Below are 20,844 nucleotides of genomic sequence, written 5' to 3' on the forward strand. Positions count from 1 at the left end.
ATCGGAGTCGAATTGGGGTCGGAAGCGGGAAGCGGGATTGGTCGTACAATGATGCATGACCGTCAATCAAGCATCGTTCCGCCACGCGGGACCCAGGGAGCTGGCCGTCGCGCTGCAGGATGCGCGGCATTATACGCTCGCGCTGTTCGAAGCCCTCGCCGTCGCCGGCTACGATGACGCCGCACGTGTGCCGCGCCTGCCGATCGTGAATCCGCCGCTGTGGGAACTGGGCCATACGGCCTGGTTCGCCGAATGGTTCGTGCTGCGCGGCGCGCTGGACAGCCGGCCGGGCGCGGCCGACGGGCACTCGCTGCTGGCGCGCGGGGACGACTGGTTCGATTCCGGCACGGTCCCGCACGCCGCGCGCTGGACCCTCGACCTGCCGCCGCCGGGCGCCGTCAAAACGTATTGCCACGAAGTCCTCGACCGCATCCTCGACCGCCTCGCGCACGAGGCCGACGACGATCTTGCCCTGTACCCGTACCGCCTCGCGCTGGCGCACGAAGACATGCATGGGGAGGCGTTCATGTATTCCTTGCAGACGCTGCAGTCGCGCGGCGCACCCGCGCCAAACGGGCCGCTGGCGCCGCGGGTGCAGTCGGTCGTGGCGGGCGGCGCGGGCGAGATCGCGTTCGCCGGCGGCAGTTTCATGCGTGGCGGCGACCAGTCGTCCGGCTTCGTGTTCGACAACGAGAAAAACGCCGCGCTGGTCAAGGTGGCGCCGTTCGCCATCGACGCCTCGCTCGTCAGCACGGCCGCGTTCCTCGATTTCGTGCACGACGGCGGCTACGAGCGGTCGCAGTACTGGACCGACGCCGGCCGCGCCTGGCTCATGACGCAGGAGCGTTCCGCGCCGCGCTACTGGGCGCGCGAGGGCGAGGACTGGCATACGGTGCGCTTCGGCCGTCCGGTGGCGCTGGACCTCGCGGAACCCGTGCGCCACGTGAACCTGTACGAAGCGCAGGCCTGGTGCGCCTGGGCCGGCCGTCGCCTGCCGACGGAAGACGAGTGGGAATACGCGGCGGCGGCTCGCCAGCCGGGCTTCGCGTGGGGACAGTTGTGGGAATGGACGGCATCCGTCTTCCTGCCGTTCGCCGGCTTCGAGGCCGACCGTTACCGCGATTACTCGGCGCCGTGGTTCGGCACGCGCCAGACCCTGCGCGGCGCATCGTTCGCCACGCCGGCGCGGCTGCGCTCGCCGCATTTCCGGAATTTCTACACGCCGGAGCGGGACGACATCTTTGCCGGATTCCGCAGTTGCGCGTTATAAGGCTGCCCGCAAAAGTGCGGACACAAAAACGTCGTCCCCGCGAAGGCGGGGACCCAAGTACTGCGCGCGTTAACGGAACGCTGGCAACATTGGATCCCCGCCTGCGCGGGGACGACGGTATAGGCGGTGTAGACGGGGAAGGCGTGCTGGAGTCGGACGACATCGTTGCCGGATTCCGCAGCTGTGCGTTATAACGCTGCGCACAAAAACGTCGTCCCCGCGAAGGCGGGGACCCAAGTACTGCGCGCGTTAACGAAACGCTGGCAACATTGGATCCCCGCCTGCGCGGGGACGACGAGGGACTACTTACAGTGTCGTGCGATCAGCGATCAGCGATCGCCGAACGTGCGGCGGGCCGAGTCGGCCGAGCGCGGGTGCGCGCCGAAGCCGCTGCGTTCGCGGCGCGGGGCGCCTTCGCTGCGGAAACCGCCGCCGCCTTCGCGACGCTGGCCGTCGGCAGCGAAACCGCCCTGGCGCGGCGCGCCTTCGCGGCGCTGGCCTTCGTAGCCGCCTTCACGACGCGGCGCGTCGGCACGATAACCGGCGCGCGGTGCGTCGCCGCGGTAGCCGCCTTCACGCTGGCCGCCCGGCTGCTCGCCGCCCGGCTTGTGGAAGCTGCGCTGGCCCGGCTTGCCGGCGTTGCGGCCGTCGCCCGGCTTCCAGCCCGGACGTGCGCCCGAACGCGGTGCCGCCGAACGCTTCGGCTCGAAACCTTCGACCACGTCGACCGGGATGGTCTGCTTGGTGAAGCGTTCGATGCGGCGCACGTTCATGCTTTCCGCGTGGTTCACGAGCGAGACTGCGGTGCCGTTGCGGCCGGCGCGGCCCGTGCGGCCGATGCGGTGCACGTAGTCTTCCGGGAACTTCGGCAGGTCGTAGTTCACCACGTGGGTGATCGACGGCACGTCGATGCCGCGCGCGGCGACGTCGGTCGCGACGAGCACGCGCACCTGGCCGCGGCGCATGCTGTCCAGCGTGCGGTTGCGGGCACCCTGGTGCATGTCGCCGTGCAGCGCGGCGGCGGCGAAGCCGGCGATGTTCAGGCGGTCGGCGATCATGTCGGCGTCGCGCTTGGTGGCGGTGAACACGACGGCCTGGTCCATGGTTTCGTCGCGCAGCAGGTGGTCGAGCAGGCGGTTCTTGTGCGACAGGTCGTCGACAAAGTGGACCTTCTGCACGATGTTCTCGTGGCGATTGGTCGCGCTCATGATCTGGATCACTTGCGGGTTCTTCGTGATGCGGCGCGCCATGTTGCCGACGACGCCATCCAGCGTGGCCGAAAACAGCATGGTCTGGCGCGAATCCGGCGTCGCGGCGACGATCTTCTCGATGTCTTCGATGAAGCCCATGTCCAGCATGCGGTCGGCTTCGTCCAGGACGAGGATCTCGAGCTGCGAGAAATCGATCTTGCCCGACTCCATGTGGTCGATCAGGCGGCCCGGGGTCGCGACGAGGATTTCCGGATTCTTGGCCAGCAGTTGCATCTGCTTCGGATACGGCATGCCGCCCAGGATCGACACGGCGCGGATGCGGCGCATGTGTGCGGTGTACTGCTCGGTCGCGTTGGTCACCTGCAGGGCCAGTTCGCGGGTCGGGGTCAGGACCAGCATTTTCGGCTGGGCCGCCTTAAAACGGACGCGTTCGCCACGGGCGCGCGTCGATTGCGCTTCCTGCGCCGGCGTGCGGGCTGCGGGAGCGGGTTCGATGTTGGCGAACTTGTTCAGGGCGGGCAGCATGAATGCCGCCGTCTTGCCCGAACCGGTTTGCGACGAGACCAGCAGATCGCGGCCCGCGATAGCTGCCGGCACTGCCTGCTCCTGCACCGGGGTCGGCTTTTCGTAGCCGGCCTGTGCAACTGCTTTGACGATGGACGCGTGTAAGCCTAGTGCTTCAAAACTCATGTGTACTTTACTTTCGGTATGGATCAGTGAGCGTCCACGCTATTCGAGCGGAACGCGAAATAGCAACGCGAGCCAACAATACGAAATGACTCTGAAACGAAAGAAATTTCGGCACAAAAGCTTTGCGCCGGGATGGTGCCTGTTTCGGCACGCAGGGCGGGAGGGCTTTATGAAAGGACATCCGTCGTGGATGCCTGGGCTTGCGATGCTGCGGTTTTACTACTTGACGACTTCGGTGAACTGCCGCGGCGACTATCGCAAACGCGGTTATTGCAGCGCACAAACGACACTATACCGTACTTTTGAAGAGCGTGCACGGCACGCGTCGAGATGTGCGCGGGAAGACGGGTCGTGGACCCGTCGCGTGGTCGAAATGATACGACTGGCCGGCGCGCCGGCCGCGGCGCATCAGCGGCGCTTGCGGCCGTTGGCGTTGACGGCCGGCCTGGAACCGCGCGACACGCGGCTCTTGATCTCGGCCACCGCGTGCGCGGCGCTGGCCCGGATGCGTTGCGCGCCGCTCAGCCTGTGGCCGCTGCGGCGCGATTCGCCGCGGTCGGCTTCCAGCACCATCGAGGCGTTCTCGACGATGCTCTCGGCGATGTCGTTGCCGGCCGTGGCGCTCGTCTTGGGCACGAGGATGGTCGAGCCGGCCTTGAGACGCATCTGCGGCGGGATGTTGTTGGCCTGGCGGATCACTTCCGGCGTCGTGCCCAGCTTGGCCGCCAGCGAGGCGATGCTTTCGCGGGCCGACGTGATCTTGTGCGTGGTCCAGGTCGACAGCGCGCGGCCCCATTGCGCCAGGTTCAGGTTGAACTTCTCGGCGTTTTCCTTGGGCAGCAGGATCTTGGTCGATTCGCCCGTGATCACGGGCTTCTTGAACTGTGGATTCAGGGCCTTGAATTCGTCGACCGACATCTCGGCCAGTTGGGCGGCCACGGCCAGGTCGATGTCGGACGTCTTGTCGACGGCCACGAAATACGGCGTGTTGTCGATCGTCGGCAGCACGACGCCGTACTGGGCCGGATTGGCGATGATGTTCTTGACGGCCTGCAGCTTCGGCACGTAGTTGCGCGTTTCCGCCGGCATCAGTTCGGACAGGCTCTCGAAGTCGGTCGGCTTGCCCAGCGCGCGGTTCTTCTGGATCGCCTTCTGCACATTGCCTTCGCCCCAGTTATATGCGGCCAGGGCCAGTTGCCAGTCGCCGAACATCGTGTACAGGCGCTGCAGATAGGTGAGGGCGGCGTCCGTGGATGCGAGCACGCCGCGGCGCTCGTCCTTGAACATGTTCTGCTTCAGATTGAAGTCGCGGCCCGTGCCCGGCACGAATTGCCAGATGCCGGCCGCGTCGGCGTTCGACAGCGCTTGCGGATTGAACGCGGATTCGATCACGGGCAGCAGGGCCAGTTCCGTCGGCATGCCGCGCTTTTCCAGTTCCTGCACGACGTGGTACAGGTATAGCGAGGCGCGGCTGGAGGTGCGGGTCAGGTAGTCGGGACGGCTGGCGTACCACTGGATGTGCTTGGCGACGAGGGCGTTGTCGATGTCGGGAATCGCATAGCCGCTGCGGATGCGGGCCCACAGGTCGGGGTCCTTGTAGTCGTCGGACTTGGACAGGGTCGGCGCTTGCGGCGTGACGGCCTTGGCCATCGCGGCGGCGCTGCCGCTGCTGCTCTGGGCGATCGGGCTCGGGGCGCTGTCGGCGGCGTGACCGAGCGCGGGTCCCAGCAGGAGCGCGACGGTCAGGGCGTAAGTGGAGCGAGTCGTTTCGTTCATAGCTTTCCAGTGTTGCGTCCAGGAACGGCAGGACTGACGAATGAAGGCGAAGTGTACGGACCAGTTACCGAGTCAGTCAAGAAATATGTCGGCGCGGTTACAAAAAACCTTGTCTATTCTTTTTGCTAATTCCGGCCTTCGCTGAGACGGATTTTGCGGGAGTATGGTTCCGGCTGAGTAGAGTTTGACTGACGGATATCAAGTGATTTTGCCTATACCCCCTGGGGTATGGTGAAATGGCGCCGGCCGGACCCGCGCGTCCGGCGGGCGCATATTGTCAAATTTGTACCTGGACTAAACCAACCGGCGGGTAATACCACCTGCGCCGGCCCTGCCTGCCAAGGTAGCCCGACGTGCCGGGCGTTCTATGAGAGGACGCAAAGTCCGCGTACAATTGCCGTCTCCGCATCATGCGGTTTGTATTTTTTGAAAGCTTCACATGAGCATTGCCAACGAGAACGTGGATGACGACGCGATCGTCGCCGCCACCCGGCGCTGGGTCGACCGCGCCGTCATCGGCCTGAACCTGTGCCCGTTCGCCAAGGCGGTGCAAGTCAAGGACCAGGTCCGCTACGTCGTGTCGCATGCGCGCACGCCCGAGTCCCTGCTGGATGCGCTGATGGACGAGTTGCAGCAGCTGGCCGACGCGGACCCGGAGCAGGTCGACACGACCCTGCTGATCCACCCGTACGTCCTCCAGGATTTCCTCGATTTCAACGAATTCCTCGACGTGGCCGATGCCGCCGTCGAAGACCTGAGCCTGGACGGCGAGCTGCAGATCGCCAGCTTCCATCCGGACTACCAGTTCGCGGACACGGACCCGAACGACATCGAGAACTTTACGAACCGCTCGCCGTACCCGGTCCTGCAACTGCTGCGCGAAGACAGCATCGACCGCGCGGTGGAAGCGATTCCGGACGCGTCCGAGATCTTCGAGAAGAATATCGACACCATGGAAAAGCTCGGCAATGAAGGCTGGGACAAGCTCGATGTCGGCCCCGTCCGTTGATGTCCCGGGGGCACCGCTCCCGCCGCGTCCGGACACGCCCTGCGTCGCCGTCTGCTCGACCACGTTCGACGACGTCTGCCGCGGCTGCGGCCGCACCGTCGTCGAGGTGGCCCACTGGGTTTCGATGACGGCGGAGCAGAAGGAAGCCGTGTGGCAGCGCATCCTCGCCCAGGGCTATCCGCGCCGCAACACCTGACCCTTCTCTGGTAGGGTGGGCACCCTGTGCCCACGCGCAATGCCGCCGTACCGCGCACGTCACGCGCAATGCCGACACAACGGATGGGTCATGCGCGGGCACGGGGTGCCCGCCCTACGCGCCCGATATTAGAACGACCCGACGAAATCCCGCTTGCCGATGTCCAGCCCGCTATGGCGCAGGATGTCGTACGCCGTCGCGGCGTGGAAATAGAAGTTGGGCAGCGCGTAGTGCAATAAATAGACCTCGCCCTTGAACTGGCGCTGATTGGCGCCCGTGCCGATCGTCACGTCGCGGTCGCCGCCCGCGTCCACCGCCTCGCGCGCCACCGTGTCGAGGAATGCCAGCGTCTTTTCCAGGCGCGCCTGCAGGCCCGCGAAATCGTGCTCGACGTCGTCGTAGCGCGGCACCTCGACGCCCGCCAGGCGCGCCGCCGCACCCTTGGCGAAATCCGTCGTCAGCTGCACCTGGCGCAGGAGCGGGAACATGTCCGGGAACAGGCGCGCCTGCAGCAGGGCGTCCGGGTCCAGTTTTTTCGCGTCCACGTGCGCCTCGGCCTTCGTCAGGATGGCCGCCAGGCTGCCCAGGATCTGGCGGAATACGGGCACCGAGGCCGTGTACAGGGAAATGGTCATCGTCGACTCCTTCATGAAGAAAGAATCCGATGATAGCAAGCCTGCATCGAAGCCGCTGGCCGCCCCCCGAAATCCCGGCGTGGCGGGTTGGTAACGGTTACCGCTATCACCCGCGGCGGACGCCAAAAAATCGTGACGTGCGGCAATTGTTCCGTGCATAATCAAAAAAAAGATTACCTTATTGATTTGCCACAATAGTTGCCGTGCCGGCCACAAACCGGGCGGCAACGCTCCCACCGCCATGGCCTTCCTTCCCCGAGTCGCCCTGTCCGCGCTGCCGTCGCGCCTCGCCCGGCTGTACGGTCGTTCGCTGTACGCCGCACTGCTCGTGATGGTGTTCGGCGGCCTCGCGGTGCCGGCCGTCGTGGGCGGCTACCTGCTGATCGGCGTGCAGGAGCGGCAGGCCGCCCGCCGCGAGCTGGACGACACCCTGCAGCGCAATGCCGATATCCTCGCGCTCGGCATGCAGGAATCGCTGTGGAACATGAATGTGGACGCGGCCCGCTCGCTCGTCGATTCGCTGATGCGCGACCCGGCCGTCGTGCGCGTGCACGTGAGCGCCCAGGCCGAGGGCGATTTCATCGACCGCCGCGCCGCCGCCGCGCCCGGCGGCAACGTATTGCGTGCCGAGCGCGATGTCGTCGTGCACGGCCAGGCGATCGGCCACGTGGCCGTCGAGATGGATGACAGCCGCAGCCAGGAATCCCTGCGCGCCAAGCAGGTGCGCTATGCGCTCGTGCTGGCCGTCCAGCTGGTCGTGTCGCTGCTGTTGATCCTGATCCTGCTGCGCCGGCGCCTGCTGGCCCCGCTGGGCACGCTGATGAGTTTTTCCGACCGCCTGTCGCGCGGCAAATTCGATGCGCCGCTGGAGTTGTCCACGAACGACGAGCTGGGCCGGCTCGGCGCCCAGCTGGAGCGCATGCGCATCGCGATCGGCGACCTGTTCCAGGACATCGGCCGGCGCGAGGAGCGCTTCCGCACCATCGTCACGCAGGTGCCGGGCGCCGTGTTCCGTGCCCGTCCGGGCGGTCTGATCGACTTCGTCAGCGACGCCATCGAAGACATTTCCGGCCACCCGGCGAGCCAGTTCATCGGCGCCCACACCGACCGCTGGGCCGACGTGATCTGCCCGGAAGACCGCAAGATGCAGCGGCACCTGGTCAAGGAGGCCGTGGTGGCCGTGCGGTCGTACGAGATCGAGTACCGCATCATCGACGCCGCCGGCATCGAACGCTGGGTGCTGGAAAGCGGCCAGCCGGTCGGATTCGACGGCAACGCCGCGTTCTGGATCGACGGAATCATCTCCGACATCAGCGAGCGCAAATACAACGAGATGCGCATCGAGGCGCTGCTGGCCGAGCAGGGCGCGGTGCTGGACAACGTCATGTTCGGCATCCTGTACGTGCGCGAGCGGCGGGTCGTGTCGACCAACAGCCGTTTCGACGAATTGTTCGGCTATGCCGAGGGCGAACTGGTGGGCGATCCGATCGCGGTGCTGTTCCCCACCGTCGAGGACTACGAGCAGGGCCTCGGCGCGGCCAATCCGGTCCTCGCGCGCGGCGGCGACTTCAGCGCCGACCGCCAGTTCCGGCGCCGCGACGGCAGCCTGTTCTGGTGCGCCGTGAGCGGCCGCGCGCTCGATCCGGAGCGGCCGGACGAAGGCAGCATCTGGGTCTATGCCGACATCACGGAGCGGCGCCAGGCCGAGGAAAAGCTGCGCCTGTCGGCCACCGTGCTGGAACACATCGCCGACGGCGTGATGGTGATCGACGTGCACGGCCGGATCGCCGCCACGAATCCCGCCTTCACCCAGATCACCGGCTTTACGGAGAGCGAAGCCGTCGGCACGTATTCGAACCTCACGCGCATGACCGGCGCGGACGCCGGGTTCCACGAAGCGCTGTGGGCCGACCTGGCGGAGACGGGGTTCTGGCGCGGCGAAATCCGCAACCTGCGCAAGAACGGCGAAGCCTACCTGGAGTGGCTGACCGTGTCGGCCGTGCGCGGCGACCACGACGCCGTCACGCACTACGTCTGCGTGTTTTCCGACATCACCAAGGCCAAGGAATCGCAGGACAAGCTGGACCACCTGGCGCACCACGACCCTCTCACGGGCCTGCCGAACCGCCTGCTGTTCCACGACCGCCTGCAGCACGCGATGGTGCGCACGGCGCGCGCCAACCGCCAGCTCGCCGTGATGTTCATCGACCTCGATCGCTTCAAGACCGTCAACGACACGCTCGGCCACCACGTCGGCGACGAACTCCTGAAGCAGGTCGCGGGCCTGCTGGCCGGCTGCCTGCGCGACGGCGACACGCTGGCGCGCCTGGGCGGCGACGAATTCATCGTGCTGCTCGAGGACATCGACGGCGCGCACGGCGCGCGCCAGGTCGCGGAAAAGCTGATGCAGCTGTTCGAACGGCCCGTGCTCGTGTCGGGCTACGAGCTGTTCGTCACGGGCAGCGTGGGCATCAGCCTGTTCCCGCACGACGCCGTCGACATGAACGTGTTGATCAGGAATGCCGACGTGGCGATGTACCAGGCCAAGGCGCGCGGGCGCAACGGCTACCAGTTGTACGCGCCGTCGATGGACGGCGACGGCGCCGAGCGCCTGCGCATGGAGGGCCTGCTGCGGCGCGCGATCGAGCGCGGCGAGATCTGCCTGCATTACCAGCCGCAGGTCGAGATCGACACGGGCCGCCTGATCGGTGCCGAAGCGCTGGTGCGCTGGCACAGCGCCGAACTCGGCCACGTGCCGCCCGTGCGCTTCATTCCGCTCGCGGAGGACATCGGCTTCATCGGCCAGCTGGGCGCCTGGGTGCTGGAAGAGGCCTGCCGCCAGGTGGTGGCGTGGGAAACGGCCGGACTGTACGTGCCCAAGATCGCGGTGAACCTGTCGGGACGCCAGTTCGACCGCGGCAGCGTGGCGCCGCAGGTCGCGCGCGCGCTGGCCGACACCGGCCTCGCGCCGCAGCGGCTGCAGCTCGAGGTGACGGAATCCGTGATCATGAATACGGGCGACGCCCTCGAGTACATCAACGACCTGCATGCGCTCGGCGTGGAGCTGGCGATCGACGATTTCGGCACCGGCTATTCGTCGCTCGCCTACCTCAAGCAGCTGCCGGTGCAGACGTTGAAGATCGACCGCAGCTTCATCCAGGACATCGCCGCGGGCAAGGATGGCTGCGGGGACGACGAGGCGATCGCCATCGCCATCGTCCAGCTGGGGAAAAGCATGGACCTGGCCGTGATCGCGGAAGGCGTGGAGACCGTCGAACAGGCCGCGTTCCTGTTGCGCCAGGGCTGCCGGCGCGCGCAGGGCTATCTGTACGGCCGGCCGATGGCGGCGGATGAATTGCTGGATACATGGAGGACAGACGATGCGGGACACGGGCGCACCAGGTTCGGATAAGGAAGACGGTGGGCGCGTACGCGGCGTACGCAAGGCGCGCCGGCGCTTCCTGCTCGGCGGCCTGGCCGCGGGCACGGCGCTCGTCGTGGGCTGGGGCGTCGCGCCGCCGCGCCAGCGCCTGCGCGCGACGGCCGCCGCCGCCGTGCACGATGCCGGCACCGTCGTCCTGAACGGCTGGGTCGCCATTGCGCCCGACGGCACGGTCGACGTCGTCGTGCCGCGCAGCGAGATGGGGCAGGGCGTCCATACGGCGCTGCCCGTGCTGCTGGCCGAGGAGCTGGACGCGCCTCTGGCCTCCGTGCGCGTGGTGCAGGCGCCCATCGACAAGATCTTCGCCAACCTCACGGTGCTGCGCGACACCCTGCCGTTCCACCCGGACGATGCCGGCGCCCTGCCGCAGGGCGCGCGCTGGATCGCGGGCAAGGTGGCGCGCGAGCTGGGCATCATGTTCACGGGCGGCTCGACGAGCGTGAGGGATGCATGGCCGACGATGCGCACGGCGGGCGCCGTCGCTCGCGCGATGCTGGTGCGCGCCGCCGCCGAGCAGTGGGGCGCGCAGGCCAGCACGCTGGCCACGCGCGACGGCATGGTGGTGCATCCGGACGGACGGCATGCGCCCTACGGCCTGCTGGCGAAACGGGCGGCCGCGCTGGGCGCCGACATCGGGCCGGACGACGTGCGGCTCAAGACGCCCGCGCAATATCGCCTGATCGGCAAGCCGCTGCCGCGGCGCGACACGCCGTCGAAAGTGAACGGCCAGGCCGTCTTCGGCATCGACGTGCGCCCGGAAGGCCTGCTGTACGCGGCGCTGCGCATGGCGCCGGTGCTGGGGGCGGGCGTCGCCGGCTTCGACGCCGGCAAGGTCGCGGCGCTGCCGGGCGTGGTGACCGTCGTCGACGTGTCGTCCGTGCTGGCGCCGTTTTCCGGCGCCGGCGCCGGGGTCGCGGTCGTGGCCAAGGGGTGGTGGCAGGCGAAGCAGGCGGCACAGGCGCTGCCCGTGCAATGGACCGCGAGTCCGCACGCGGCGCTGTCCGGCGAGTCGGTGTTCGCCGGGTTCGCGCGGGCGCTCGACGACGAATCGGGTCATGCCTATTTCGAATCCGGCAGCCAGGACGGGCCGGACCTGACGGGCGCGCGCACCGTGCATGCCGAATACCGCGCACCGTTCCTCGCGCATGCGACGATGGAACCGCAGAACTGCACGGCGCAGGTCCTGAACGGCAAGGTGAAATTGTGGTCGCCCACGCAGGTGCCGAGCATCGCCGTGGACATCGCGGCGAAGGTCGCCGGCGTCGCCCGTGACGACGTGGCCATCGAGGTGACGATGCTGGGCGGCGGCTTCGGCCGGCGCCTGGAGACGGATATGGTCGCGCAGGCCGTCGCCGTGGCGATGCAGACCCGCGGCCGCCCCGTGCAACTGGTGTGGACGCGCGAGGACGACGTCGGCCACGACGTGTACCGGCCGGCCGCGCTGGCCCGCTACACGGCCCGCGTGGGCACGGACGGCAAGGTGCTCGCATGGGACAGCAAGCTGGCCAGCGGCGCCATCGGCCATCAGTACTTTCCGCGCAACCTCGGCCTGCCCGGCGTCGGTCCGGACAAGACGACGGCCGAGGGCGAGTACGACATGCAGTATGCGATCGCCAACCGGCGCTGCCGCCACGTCGCGGTCGACAGTGCGGTGCCGGTCGGGTACTGGCGCTCGGTCGGCCATTCGCACAACGCGTTCTTCAAGGAGAGCTTCGCCGACGAACTGGCGCATGCGGCGGACCAGGACCCGGCCGCATGGCGGCGCGCGCTGCTGCGCGATCACCCGCGCCATCTCGCGGTCATGGACGCCGCGCTCGCGCGCGCCGGCACGCCGCCCGCGGGGCGCGCGCACGGCCTCGCCGTGCACCAGTCGTTCGGCACGGTCGTCGCGCAGGTGGCGGAAGTGTCGGTGGAGGGACGGGAGATCCGCGTGCACCGCGTCGTGTGCGCCGTCGATTGCGGCCTTGCGGTGAATCCGAACATCGTGGCGCAGCAGGTGGAGTCGAGCGTCGTGTTCGGCCTGTCGGCCGCGCTGGCGGGCGAGATCACGTTCGCGGGCGGACAGCCGCAGCAATCGAATTTCGGCGATTATCCCGTGCTGCGGATGGCGCAGGCGCCCGCGGTCGAGACGATCATCATGCCGAGCGCGGCGCCGCCGGAAGGCATGGGCGAACCGGCCGTGCCGCCCGTCGCGCCGGCGGTGGCGAATGCCGTGTTCAAGTTGACGGGGCAGCGCTTGCGGAGCTTGCCGCTGCGGTTGGCGTAACGCGATTGTGGCATGTCGGCGTCATGCGTGGGCGCGGGGCGCCCACCCTACGTGTTTCCTATTCGGCGGCGCCCGCCAGCAGGGCGCGCAGATTGCACTCGCGCTGCCACGCCTGCCGTTCCGGCGTGGACCTGGCCTGGCGCGCCAGTTCATCGGCGCTGAGCCCGGCCTGCGCCTGGATCAGGCGGTCGGCCACGCCCGCATCCGGCAGCATCGTGCCGAAGAACGCGACGGCGTCGCCGCGCTGCAGGAGCAGGGTCGGGAAGTTGTCGACGTCGAGGTCGCCGACGACGTCGGCCCTGTCTTCCACGTCGATCCACACGAAGGTCTTGTCCGGATGACGCGCGGCCAGGCCGTCGAACGCGGTGCGGTAGGACGAGCAGGTGCCGCACCACGCGGCGCACAGGCAGGCGACGATCCAGCCGTCGCCATGGACGGCGGCGGCGACCTGGTCGCGGGTATCGGGCTCGAGGGTGAGGCTGGACATGGGCGGGATTTTACAACGGTTCCGCGCTTTTGGCCGGCCGGGCCGCCGGGTTACAATACGCCATGCCTATCATCCTCGCAATCGAAACCTCGTCCGAGCTGGCGTCCTGCGCCTTGTTGAACAGCGCGGCCGGCGCGGACGCTCCCGTACTGACCCGTGAATCGTCCGGCGTGCGCACGCACTCGCAATCCGTCCTGCCGATGGTGCAGGACCTGTTGCGCGAAGCGGGCGTGGCCTTGTCCGACTGCGACGCCATCGCGTTCGGCGCGGGTCCCGGTTCGTTCACGGGCGTGCGCACGGCGTGCGGCGTGGTGCAGGGCCTCGCGTTCGGCGCGAAGAAACCCGTGCTGCCGCTCGTGACCCTGGAAGCGATGGCCGAGGCCTGCCGCGCCCGCACGGGCGCGACGGAGGTGCTTGCCGTGCTGGATGCGCGCATGGGCGAAGTCTATTGGGCGCAGTACCGCTGGATGGGCGAATGGCAGGTCGTGCGCGCGCCCGCGCTGTCCGCCCCGGGCGCCGTCGCGCCCGAAGCCGCGCCTGGCCTCGCCGCCTGCGGCAACGGCTTCGCCGCGTATCCGGACGCGTTCGCGGGACAGGCTTTCGCCGCCGGCGCCCACGCGGACATCCTGCCGCACGCGCGCGAATTCGCGCTGCTGGGCGTGGCCGCGCTGGCCGCGGGCCGCGCCGTGCCGGCCGACGAAGCGCAGCCGCTGTACCTGCGCAACAAGGTCGCGTACACGAGCGCCGAACGCCAGGCCATCAACGCGGCCAAGGCCGGGGCGGAGCAGGACAAGCGATGAACGACGCCGCGCGCCTGGAACTGCGTCCGATGGTCGTGGGCGACGTCGACGCGGTGCATGCCCTCGAATGCAGCGTCTTTCCGCATCCGTGGAGCCACGCGAATTTCATGGATTCGCTGGCGAGCGGCTATGACGCGTGGGTGCTGCGCGGGCCCGAAGGCGCGCTGGCCGGTTACTTTTTGTTGATGTATGCGGTCGACGAGGCGCACCTGCTCGACGTGGCCGTCGCGGCGCCGCTGCACGGCCGCGGCGTCGGGCGCTACCTGCTGGACCGCATCGCGGCCCGCGCGCGCGCCGAGCGCATGGAGTCGATCCTGCTCGAGGTGCGGCCGTCGAACGCGCGCGCGCTGCAGGTGTACCGGCGTTACGGCTATGCCGAGATCGGCCGGCGCAAAGGCTATTACCCCGCGCACGAAGGCCGGCGCGAGGATGCGATCGTGATGAGGTATATGTTATGAACGGTGTCAGTGAACGCGACGCCATCTTCCTGAACGAGATGGGCCTCGCGCCGTTGTGGCAGCTGCGCACGGCGGCTGCCGTCGAGGAGGCCGCGGCGCCCCCGCCGGCCGCCGCGCGGGGACCGTCGCCGCTGCAGCCGGTGGCGCAGTCGGCGTCCGCGCTGGCGCCCGTCGCCGCGCCGCCCGCCGCGCCGCCCGCACCCGTCGCGCCGCCGGCACGGCCAGTCGGGCCGGCGCAGCCGCGCCCGCCCGGCCCGTCGCCGTTGCAGCCCGTGGCGCAATCGGTGTCCGCGCTCGCGCCGGTCGACGTCGACTCGGCCTGGGACGATGCGGCCTTGCCGAGCGCTGCGACGCCGGAAGAAATCGCGGTCATGGACTGGGACCAGCTGGCCATCGCCATCGCCGCCTGCCGCCGCTGCAGCGCCTGCCGCGAAGGCCGCGCGCCGGTGCCGGGCACGGGCGCGAAACAGGCGCGCTGGCTCGTCGCGGCCGGCGCCACGACGGCTGCCGACGACAAGGCGCGCGTGCCGCTGGCCGGCGATCCGGGCAAGCTGCTCGACAACATGCTGGCCGCCGTCGGCATGGGGCGCGAGCGCGACGTCTATGTGACGAATCTGATCAAGTGCCGTCCCACGACGCCGAACGGCGGCGAACGCGCGCCCACCCCGCAGGAGGCGGCCGCGTGCCGTCCCTACCTCGAACGCGAGGTGGCGTTGACGGGCGCCGGCACCGTGCTCACGCTCGGCCAGATCGCCGCCAACACGCTGCTGGGCAGGCCGCTGCCGGAACCGCTGGCGGGCGCGCGCGGCGACGTGCACGCGCTGGACGCGGGCGGGCGTGCCGTCGACCTGGTGGCCACGCTGCATCCGGGCGAACTGCTGCGGCGCGGCGCCGACAAGGCCCTTGCCTGGGCCGACCTGTGCAGGGCAAGGCACGCCCGTGCACGATCGGACTGACACCTACCAGGCCTGCTTCGAGCGCCGCTGGGGCCATCTGCGGCGCGCACGGGTGCGGGCGCTGGCCTGGCTGCTGGACGCCCCCGACCTGCTCGACATCCACGACCCGCACTGGGAAGGCCGCGTCGCCACGCTGGGCTTGATGACGCCGGACACCGAACGCTGGCTGCGCGAACTCGACGCCGATCCGGCACCGCTCGACGCCGCGCTCGGCGCGAAGATGACCACGCGCCTCGGCCTGTATGCGGAAAAGCTGATGGCTTTTTATTTCGCGCACCAGGGGCGCCTCGTCGCGCACGGCCTGCAGGTGCGTGCGAGCCGCAACGATACGGTGGGCGAGTTCGATTTTCTACTGGACGCGGGCGAAGGCGTCGAACACATCGAGTTCGCCACCAAGTTCTACCTGCTGCAGGACGAATCGGCGGTGGGCTTCGACACCTTCGTCGGCCCGAACCTGGCCGACAGCCTGGGCCGCAAGATGCGCAAGGTGTTCGACCGCCAGCTGCTGCTGGGCAGCCACCCGGCCGCGCAGAACGTGCTGCCGCGGCCCGTCGTCGCGGCGCGCGCGCTCGTGAAGGGCTGGCTGTTCTACCCGCGCGGCACCTACCAGGCGATGCAGGGGATCACGGCGGGCCACTGCCGCGGCTTCTGGTGCGCCCTGGCCGAACTCGACGCCTTGCCTGGCGACCGCTTCCTGATCCTGCCGCGCCTGCAATGGCTGCCGCCGTTCCGCGCGCAATCGGCCACGTGGATGCTGGACAAGGCCCAGCTGGCCGCGGAACTGGCAGATCATTTCATGGTGTCGGACACGCCCGTGCTGGTGGCGCTCGTGCGCGAGCAATCGGGCAACTGCGCGGACGCGATCGTCGAATTCGAACGCGGATTCATCGTCCCCGACGACTGGCGCGAACGGGCCAGAAGCCGGCTGCGTCCCTGAGCGGCATCAGACCGGGGTCAGAGCCCGGTTTTAAGAAATTATTTAAGAGAACGGCCAGGCGTCACTGCCGTGATTGCTCCGAGGATGTTGCCCAAATTCGGGCTCTGACCCCGGTTTACGATTTAATGTTTGTGCTCGCCGATCAGCGCGAGCGAATCGTGCTCGCGCTGGTTGGCGGCATGGCGGCGGCCGATCAGCCACATGATGCTGGCCAGCGACAAGCCGAACATGACGATGATGACGTTCAGGTCGAGGTTCAGCGTGATCATGACGGCGTACAGCGCCAGCATGGTGAGGATGGAGAGGTTCTCGTTGAAGTTCTGCACGGCGATCGAGTGGCCGGCGCTCATCAGGACGTGGCCGCGGTGCTGCAGCAGGGCGTTCATCGGCACGACGAAAAAGCCCGACAACAGGCCGACGAGCAGCAGCAGGGGCACGGCGATGGCCAGGGAATGCACGAGCGTCATGCCCATCACGACGAGGCCCATGAGGATGCCCAGCGGGATGACGGTCAGCGATTTCTTCAGCGGGATCAGCTTGGCCGCCAGCGCCGCGCCGACGGCGACGCCGATCGCGACGACGCCGATCAGGCTCGTCGCCTTGTCGAGCGGCATGTGCAGCGAGCGCTCGGCCCATTTCAGCACGATGAATTGCAGGGTCGCGCCGGCGCCCCAGAACAGCGTCGTCACGGCCAGCGAGATCTGCCCCAGCTTGTCCTTCCACAGTGTGGAGGAGCAGTCGGCGAAGTCGGCGATCAGCTTGGCCGGGTTGCGTTCCTGGTGTTCGTAGCGCGCGCCGGTGTCCGGAATGCGCAGGTTGAAGCCGGCCGCCAGCGCGTACACGAAGATCAGCACGGCGAGCTGGGCCCGGGTCGGGGTGTTGATGCCGGTTTCGATATAGGGCACGTCCAGCGTCATCAACCAGGCGCCGCCGTGGGCGCTGACGAGGGCGCCGCCCATGACGGTGCCGAGGATGATCGACATGACGGTCAGGCCCTCGATCCAGCCGTTCGCGGCGACGAGCCGTTCCGGCGGCAGGAGTTCGGTCAGGATGCCGTATTTGGCGGGCGAATAGACGGCGGCGCCGAAGCCGACGACCGCGCAGGCGATGAGGGGATGCACGCCGAAGAAGATCAGGCAGCAGCCGAAAACTTTGATTAAATTGGCGATGAACATCACCCGTCCCTTGGGCATCGAATCGGCGAACGCGCCGACGAAAGCGGCCAGCAGGACGTAGAACAGGACGAACGACAGCTTCAGCAGTGGAGTCAGGGACGCCGGGGCTTTCATCGCCGTTAGCAGACCGATCGCGACAAATATCAGCGCGTTGTCTGCCAGCGACGAGAAGAACTGCGCCGCCATGATGGTATAAAAACCACGATTCATTCGAAAAGGCCAAAAAACTGGATGGGTTGCTTTATACCATGAAAGAACCGTTCGCCCAAGGAATCGACAATACGGCATTTCACTGCCGCAGGTAAAATATGCCTTTCGTTCGCCGCCAACCGCCCCCATCTGCAAGCCATGCCACGCCCCCTGCACGCCACCATCCACCTCGACTCCATGCAGCATAATCTGGCCCGTGCGCGCGCCTGCGCGCCGCAGGCGAAAATCTGGGCCGTGGTGAAGGCGAACGCCTATGGGCACGGCCTGGAACGGGGCAGGCGCGGCTTCGCGGCGGCCGACGGCCTGGCGCTGATCGAAACCGAAAACGCCCTGCGCCTGCGCGAGCTGGGCTGGACGAAGCCGATTCTTTTATTAGAGGGAATCTTCGACACGTCCGACATCCCGCTGCTGGCCGAGCACGCCATCGACAGCACGGTGCATTGCATCGAGCAGGTCCGGATGCTCGAATACACCCGGCTGTATCGCCCGATCGACGTGCACCTCAAGATGAACACGGGGATGAATCGCCTCGGCTTCCGTCCGGACGAGTTCGCGGCGGCGTACCAGCGCCTGCGCGTCGTCCCCGGCATCCGCAACATCACGCTGATGACGCATTTCGCGAACGCGGACGAACTGGAGCATCCGCGCCTGTCGATCGCCGAACAGGTGCGCCGCTTCCGCCTCGGCGCGGACGGCCTCGCCGGCGAGCGCAGCCTGTCGAATTCCGGCGGCGTGCTGCATACGGCGGAACTCGTCCAGGAACTCCAGAGCGACTGGGTGCGGCCCGGCATCATGCTGTACGGCGGCACGCCGGGCGGGCGGTCGGCCCGGGATTACGGCCTGCTCCCGACGATGACCCTGAAGTCGGAGATCATCGGCCTCCAGCACCTGGAACCGGGCGACAGCGTGGGCTACGGCAGCCGTTTCCAGGCCGACCGGGCGCTGCCGGTGGGCGTCGTCGCCTGCGGCTACGCGGACGGCTACCCGCGCCACGCCGAGCACGGCACGCCCGTGCTCGTGGACGGCATCCGCACGACGCTCGTCGGCCGGGTGTCGATGGACATGATGGCCGTCGACCTGTCGCCCATCCCGAACGCGCACGTGGGCAGCAAGGTCACGCTCTGGGGCGACGGCCTGCCCATCGACGAGGTGGCCCAGGCCGCCGGCACGATCGGCTATGAATTGATGTGCGCCCTGGCGCCGCGCGTGCGCGTGGCCGAGGCGCCGCTCGGGTGCGATCCCATCTTATAAAACAAGGAATCATGGCTAAATCCCGTACCAGTTTCGTCTGCGGCGACTGCGGCAGCGTCGCCAGCCGCTGGACCGGCCAGTGCGCCGACTGCAAGGCCTGGAACACGATGACCGAACAGGTCGAGTCCCAGGGCCTGAACCGCATGTCGCAGACGCACATCCACAAGAGCCTGGCGCAGACGGCGCCCGTGCTGTCGCTCAAGGACATCGACGCGACCGACGTGCCGCGCTTCGGCACCGGCATCGACGAATTCGACCGCGTGCTGGGCGGCGGCCTCGTCGCGGGCGGCGTCGTGCTGATCGGCGGCGACCCCGGCATCGGCAAGTCGACCCTGCTGCTGCAGGCGCTGGCCAACCTGGCGGAGGCGCGCAGCACGCTGTACGTCTCGGGCGAGGAATCCGGCGCCCAGATCGCCCTGCGCGCGCGCCGCCTGCAGGTCGAAGCGAAGGACCTCAAGCTGCAGGCCGAGATCCAGCTGGAAAAAATCCTCGGCACGATCGCCGACCTCAAGCCGGACGTCGCGGTGATCGACTCGATCCAGACCTTGTATTCGGACGCGCTGACGTCCGCCCCCGGTTCGGTCTCGCAGGTGCGCGAATGCGCGGCCCAGCTCACGCGCGTGGCCAAGCAGACGGGTGTCACCATCATCCTCGTCGGCCACGTGACGAAGGAGGGCGCGCTGGCGGGCCCGCGCGTGCTGGAACACATCGTCGACACGGTGCTGTATTTCGAGGGCGATACGCAGTCCAGCTTCCGCCTCGTGCGCGCCATCAAGAACCGTTTCGGCGCCGTCAACGAGCTGGGCGTGTTCGCGATGACGGAAAAAGGCCTCAAGGGCGTGTCGAATCCGTCCGCGCTGTTCCTTTCGCAACACGACAACCAGGTGCCCGGCTCCTGCGTGATGGTGACGCAGGAGGGCACGCGGCCGCTGCTCGTCGAGGTGCAGGCCCTCGTGGACGCCAGCCACTTGCCGAACGCGCGCCGGCTGTCCGTCGGCCTGGAGCAGAACCGCCTCGCGATGCTGCTGGCCGTGCTGCACCGCCATGCGGGTATCGCCGCGTTCGACCAGGACGTGTTCATCAATGCCGTCGGCGGCGTCAAGATCACGGAGCCTGCGGCCGACCTCGCCGTGCTGCTTGCCATTAACTCGTCGATGCGCAACAAGCCGCTGCCGCGCGGCCTCGTCGTGTTCGGTGAAGTCGGCCTGGCCGGCGAGATCCGGCCCGCGCCGCGCGGCCAGGAACGCCTGCGCGAGGCGGCGAAGCTCGGGTTCTCGGTCGCGGTGATCCCGAAAGCCAATGTGCCCAAGCAAAAGATCGAGGGGATGAACATCGTGGCCGTCGAGCGCATCGACGAAGCCTTCAGCAAGTTGCGTGAACTGGACTGACCTGTGTCTGCGGTGGAATTGGACTACGGCAATACGCGGATTGCCGTTTGCACATATAATCCCACCTCGTTTTCAAAAGCATCACAGGCTATCGTGGTTACAGATCAGAGGACTTCCGCACGCAAGATCTTGAAGGTGAGGGCGGTACTGGCGATGGAAGGCCAGGCGCCCGTCCAGGGACGCACATCGGACGTCGGCACCAACGGCGTCTGCATGACGGTCCCGCACCCGCTCCAGACGGGGCAGACGGGGCAGGCCGGCTTCGACCTGCTGGTCGACGGCCATCCGTTCGCGCTGCATGCCCGCGTTAAGGTCATGTATTGTATTTTCAGCAATGGCGAATTCAAGGCCGGACTCCAGTTCATGCACCTGGACCTGAATTCGATGAGCCAGCTGTCGCGCTTCCTGCGCTGACACGCCGGGCGTGCGAAAGAAAAGCGGCGGGCGCCTCGATCCCCGCCGCTTTTTCTTTGATGAGGCCTCGTCGGTCTCCAATGCTATTCGTGATAGCGATCGTGCAACTTTTGCGAACTGCCGATGCCTTCCGAGATCACCTCGTACAACACGAGGACCACGATGCCGGTCAGCATTCCAGAAATGAATAACATAACCACCAAACGCCGTTAAGCGCCCCCTCCGAACCTGCACTGTCTTGCCGTTTTGAGTTTGTAGGACAAATCCTCCATA

General features: G+C 67.7%; 17 protein-coding genes. 12 read left to right on the forward strand and 5 right to left on the reverse strand.

Annotation, left to right across the window (positions count from 1 at the left end; translation table 11 throughout):
- Positions 1–55: 55 nt before the first annotated feature.
- Positions 56–1,270 carry a selenoneine synthase SenA gene (gene senA / locus ASC93_RS27680; RefSeq protein WP_200958415.1) on the forward strand — a complete coding sequence of 405 codons (1,215 nt, stop codon included), beginning with the start codon at positions 56–58 and terminating at the stop codon, positions 1,268–1,270.
- A 329-nt stretch (positions 1,271–1,599) separates the two neighbouring features.
- Here senA and ASC93_RS27685 read toward each other — a convergent pair whose 3' ends face one another.
- Entirely contained in the window at positions 1,600–3,171 is a 1,572-nt protein-coding gene (locus ASC93_RS27685; protein WP_056450334.1) for a DEAD/DEAH box helicase, read from the reverse strand.
- A gap of 408 nt (positions 3,172–3,579) precedes the next feature.
- Positions 3,580–4,947 carry a transglycosylase SLT domain-containing protein gene (locus ASC93_RS27690; protein WP_056450336.1) on the reverse strand — a complete coding sequence of 456 codons (1,368 nt, stop codon included), beginning with the start codon at positions 4,945–4,947 and terminating at the stop codon, positions 3,580–3,582.
- A gap of 439 nt (positions 4,948–5,386) precedes the next feature.
- Here ASC93_RS27690 and ASC93_RS27695 point away from each other — a divergent pair, with 439 nt between their 5' ends.
- Both ASC93_RS27695 and ASC93_RS27700 read left to right on the forward strand, forming a co-directional pair.
- Positions 5,387–5,956, forward strand: coding sequence for a DUF1415 domain-containing protein (locus ASC93_RS27695; protein ID WP_056450339.1), 570 nt, complete (start codon positions 5,387–5,389; stop codon positions 5,954–5,956).
- A complete protein-coding gene (locus ASC93_RS27700) occupies positions 5,937–6,152 on the forward strand; it encodes a DUF1289 domain-containing protein (RefSeq protein ID WP_056450341.1) in 216 nt (71 codons plus the stop codon). The genes ASC93_RS27695 and ASC93_RS27700 overlap by 20 nt, the downstream gene beginning before the upstream one ends.
- Before the next feature lie 128 nt (positions 6,153–6,280).
- Here the strand turns inward: ASC93_RS27700 and ASC93_RS27705 are convergent, their stop codons facing one another.
- Complete coding sequence (locus ASC93_RS27705) at positions 6,281–6,787, reverse strand: DUF1993 family protein (RefSeq protein WP_056450343.1); 507 nt, start codon at positions 6,785–6,787, stop codon at positions 6,281–6,283.
- Positions 6,788–7,028: 241 nt separating this feature from the next.
- On the opposite strand from ASC93_RS27705, the gene ASC93_RS27710 reads away from it, so the two are divergent.
- Positions 7,029–10,199, forward strand: coding sequence for an EAL domain-containing protein (locus tag ASC93_RS27710; protein ID WP_056450346.1), 3,171 nt, complete (start codon positions 7,029–7,031; stop codon positions 10,197–10,199).
- Positions 10,168–12,495, forward strand: coding sequence for a molybdopterin cofactor-binding domain-containing protein (locus ASC93_RS27715; RefSeq protein WP_082548391.1), 2,328 nt, complete (start codon positions 10,168–10,170; stop codon positions 12,493–12,495). The genes ASC93_RS27710 and ASC93_RS27715 overlap by 32 nt, the downstream gene beginning before the upstream one ends.
- Positions 12,496–12,553: 58 nt before the next feature.
- On the opposite strand, the gene ASC93_RS27720 is transcribed toward ASC93_RS27715, so the two are convergent.
- Complete coding sequence (locus ASC93_RS27720; protein ID WP_056450348.1) at positions 12,554–12,982, reverse strand: thioredoxin family protein; 429 nt, start codon at positions 12,980–12,982, stop codon at positions 12,554–12,556.
- A gap of 62 nt (positions 12,983–13,044) precedes the next feature.
- Between ASC93_RS27720 and tsaB the strand changes: the two genes are divergently transcribed.
- The 4 genes from tsaB to ASC93_RS27740 are packed head-to-tail and all read left to right on the forward strand — an operon-like array spanning position 13,045 to position 16,133.
- Entirely contained in the window at positions 13,045–13,782 is a 738-nt protein-coding gene (tsaB, locus tag ASC93_RS27725; RefSeq protein ID WP_056450350.1) for a tRNA (adenosine(37)-N6)-threonylcarbamoyltransferase complex dimerization subunit type 1 TsaB, read from the forward strand.
- Entirely contained in the window at positions 13,779–14,240 is a 462-nt protein-coding gene (gene rimI, locus ASC93_RS27730; RefSeq protein WP_056450351.1) for a ribosomal protein S18-alanine N-acetyltransferase, read from the forward strand. Before tsaB ends, rimI begins: the two co-directional genes overlap by 4 nt.
- On the forward strand, positions 14,237–15,196 hold the full coding sequence (locus ASC93_RS27735; protein ID WP_056450352.1) for a uracil-DNA glycosylase family protein: 960 nt from the start codon (positions 14,237–14,239) through the stop codon (positions 15,194–15,196). Before rimI ends, ASC93_RS27735 begins: the two co-directional genes overlap by 4 nt.
- A complete protein-coding gene (locus tag ASC93_RS27740) occupies positions 15,180–16,133 on the forward strand; it encodes a DUF1853 family protein (protein WP_056450353.1) in 954 nt (317 codons plus the stop codon). Before ASC93_RS27735 ends, ASC93_RS27740 begins: the two co-directional genes overlap by 17 nt.
- A 122-nt stretch (positions 16,134–16,255) precedes the next feature.
- On the opposite strand, the gene lplT is transcribed toward ASC93_RS27740, so the two are convergent.
- Positions 16,256–17,518, reverse strand: a complete 1,263-nt coding sequence (gene lplT, locus ASC93_RS27745) for a lysophospholipid transporter LplT (protein WP_056450355.1) — start codon at positions 17,516–17,518, stop codon at positions 16,256–16,258.
- A 138-nt stretch (positions 17,519–17,656) separates the two neighbouring features.
- Here lplT and alr point away from each other — a divergent pair, with 138 nt between their 5' ends.
- The 3 genes from alr to ASC93_RS27760 all read left to right on the forward strand — a co-directional run bounded on the left by alr (position 17,657) and on the right by ASC93_RS27760 (position 20,571).
- The gene (gene alr / locus ASC93_RS27750) at positions 17,657–18,769 is read left to right on the forward strand and encodes an alanine racemase (RefSeq protein ID WP_056450357.1); all 1,113 of its coding nucleotides are present in this window, start codon (positions 17,657–17,659) and stop codon (positions 18,767–18,769) included.
- Positions 18,770–18,780: 11 nt separating this feature from the next.
- On the forward strand, positions 18,781–20,157 hold the full coding sequence (gene radA / locus ASC93_RS27755; RefSeq protein ID WP_056450359.1) for a DNA repair protein RadA: 1,377 nt from the start codon (positions 18,781–18,783) through the stop codon (positions 20,155–20,157).
- A 93-nt stretch (positions 20,158–20,250) separates the two neighbouring features.
- Positions 20,251–20,571 (forward strand): PilZ domain-containing protein, encoded by a 321-nt coding sequence (locus tag ASC93_RS27760; protein WP_082548392.1) that lies wholly within the window; start codon positions 20,251–20,253, stop codon positions 20,569–20,571.
- Positions 20,572–20,844: the final 273 nt, after the last annotated feature.

This window comes from Massilia sp. Root335 (genome assembly GCF_001425685.1).
GTDB lineage: Bacteria > Pseudomonadota > Gammaproteobacteria > Burkholderiales > Burkholderiaceae_D > Telluria > Telluria luteola.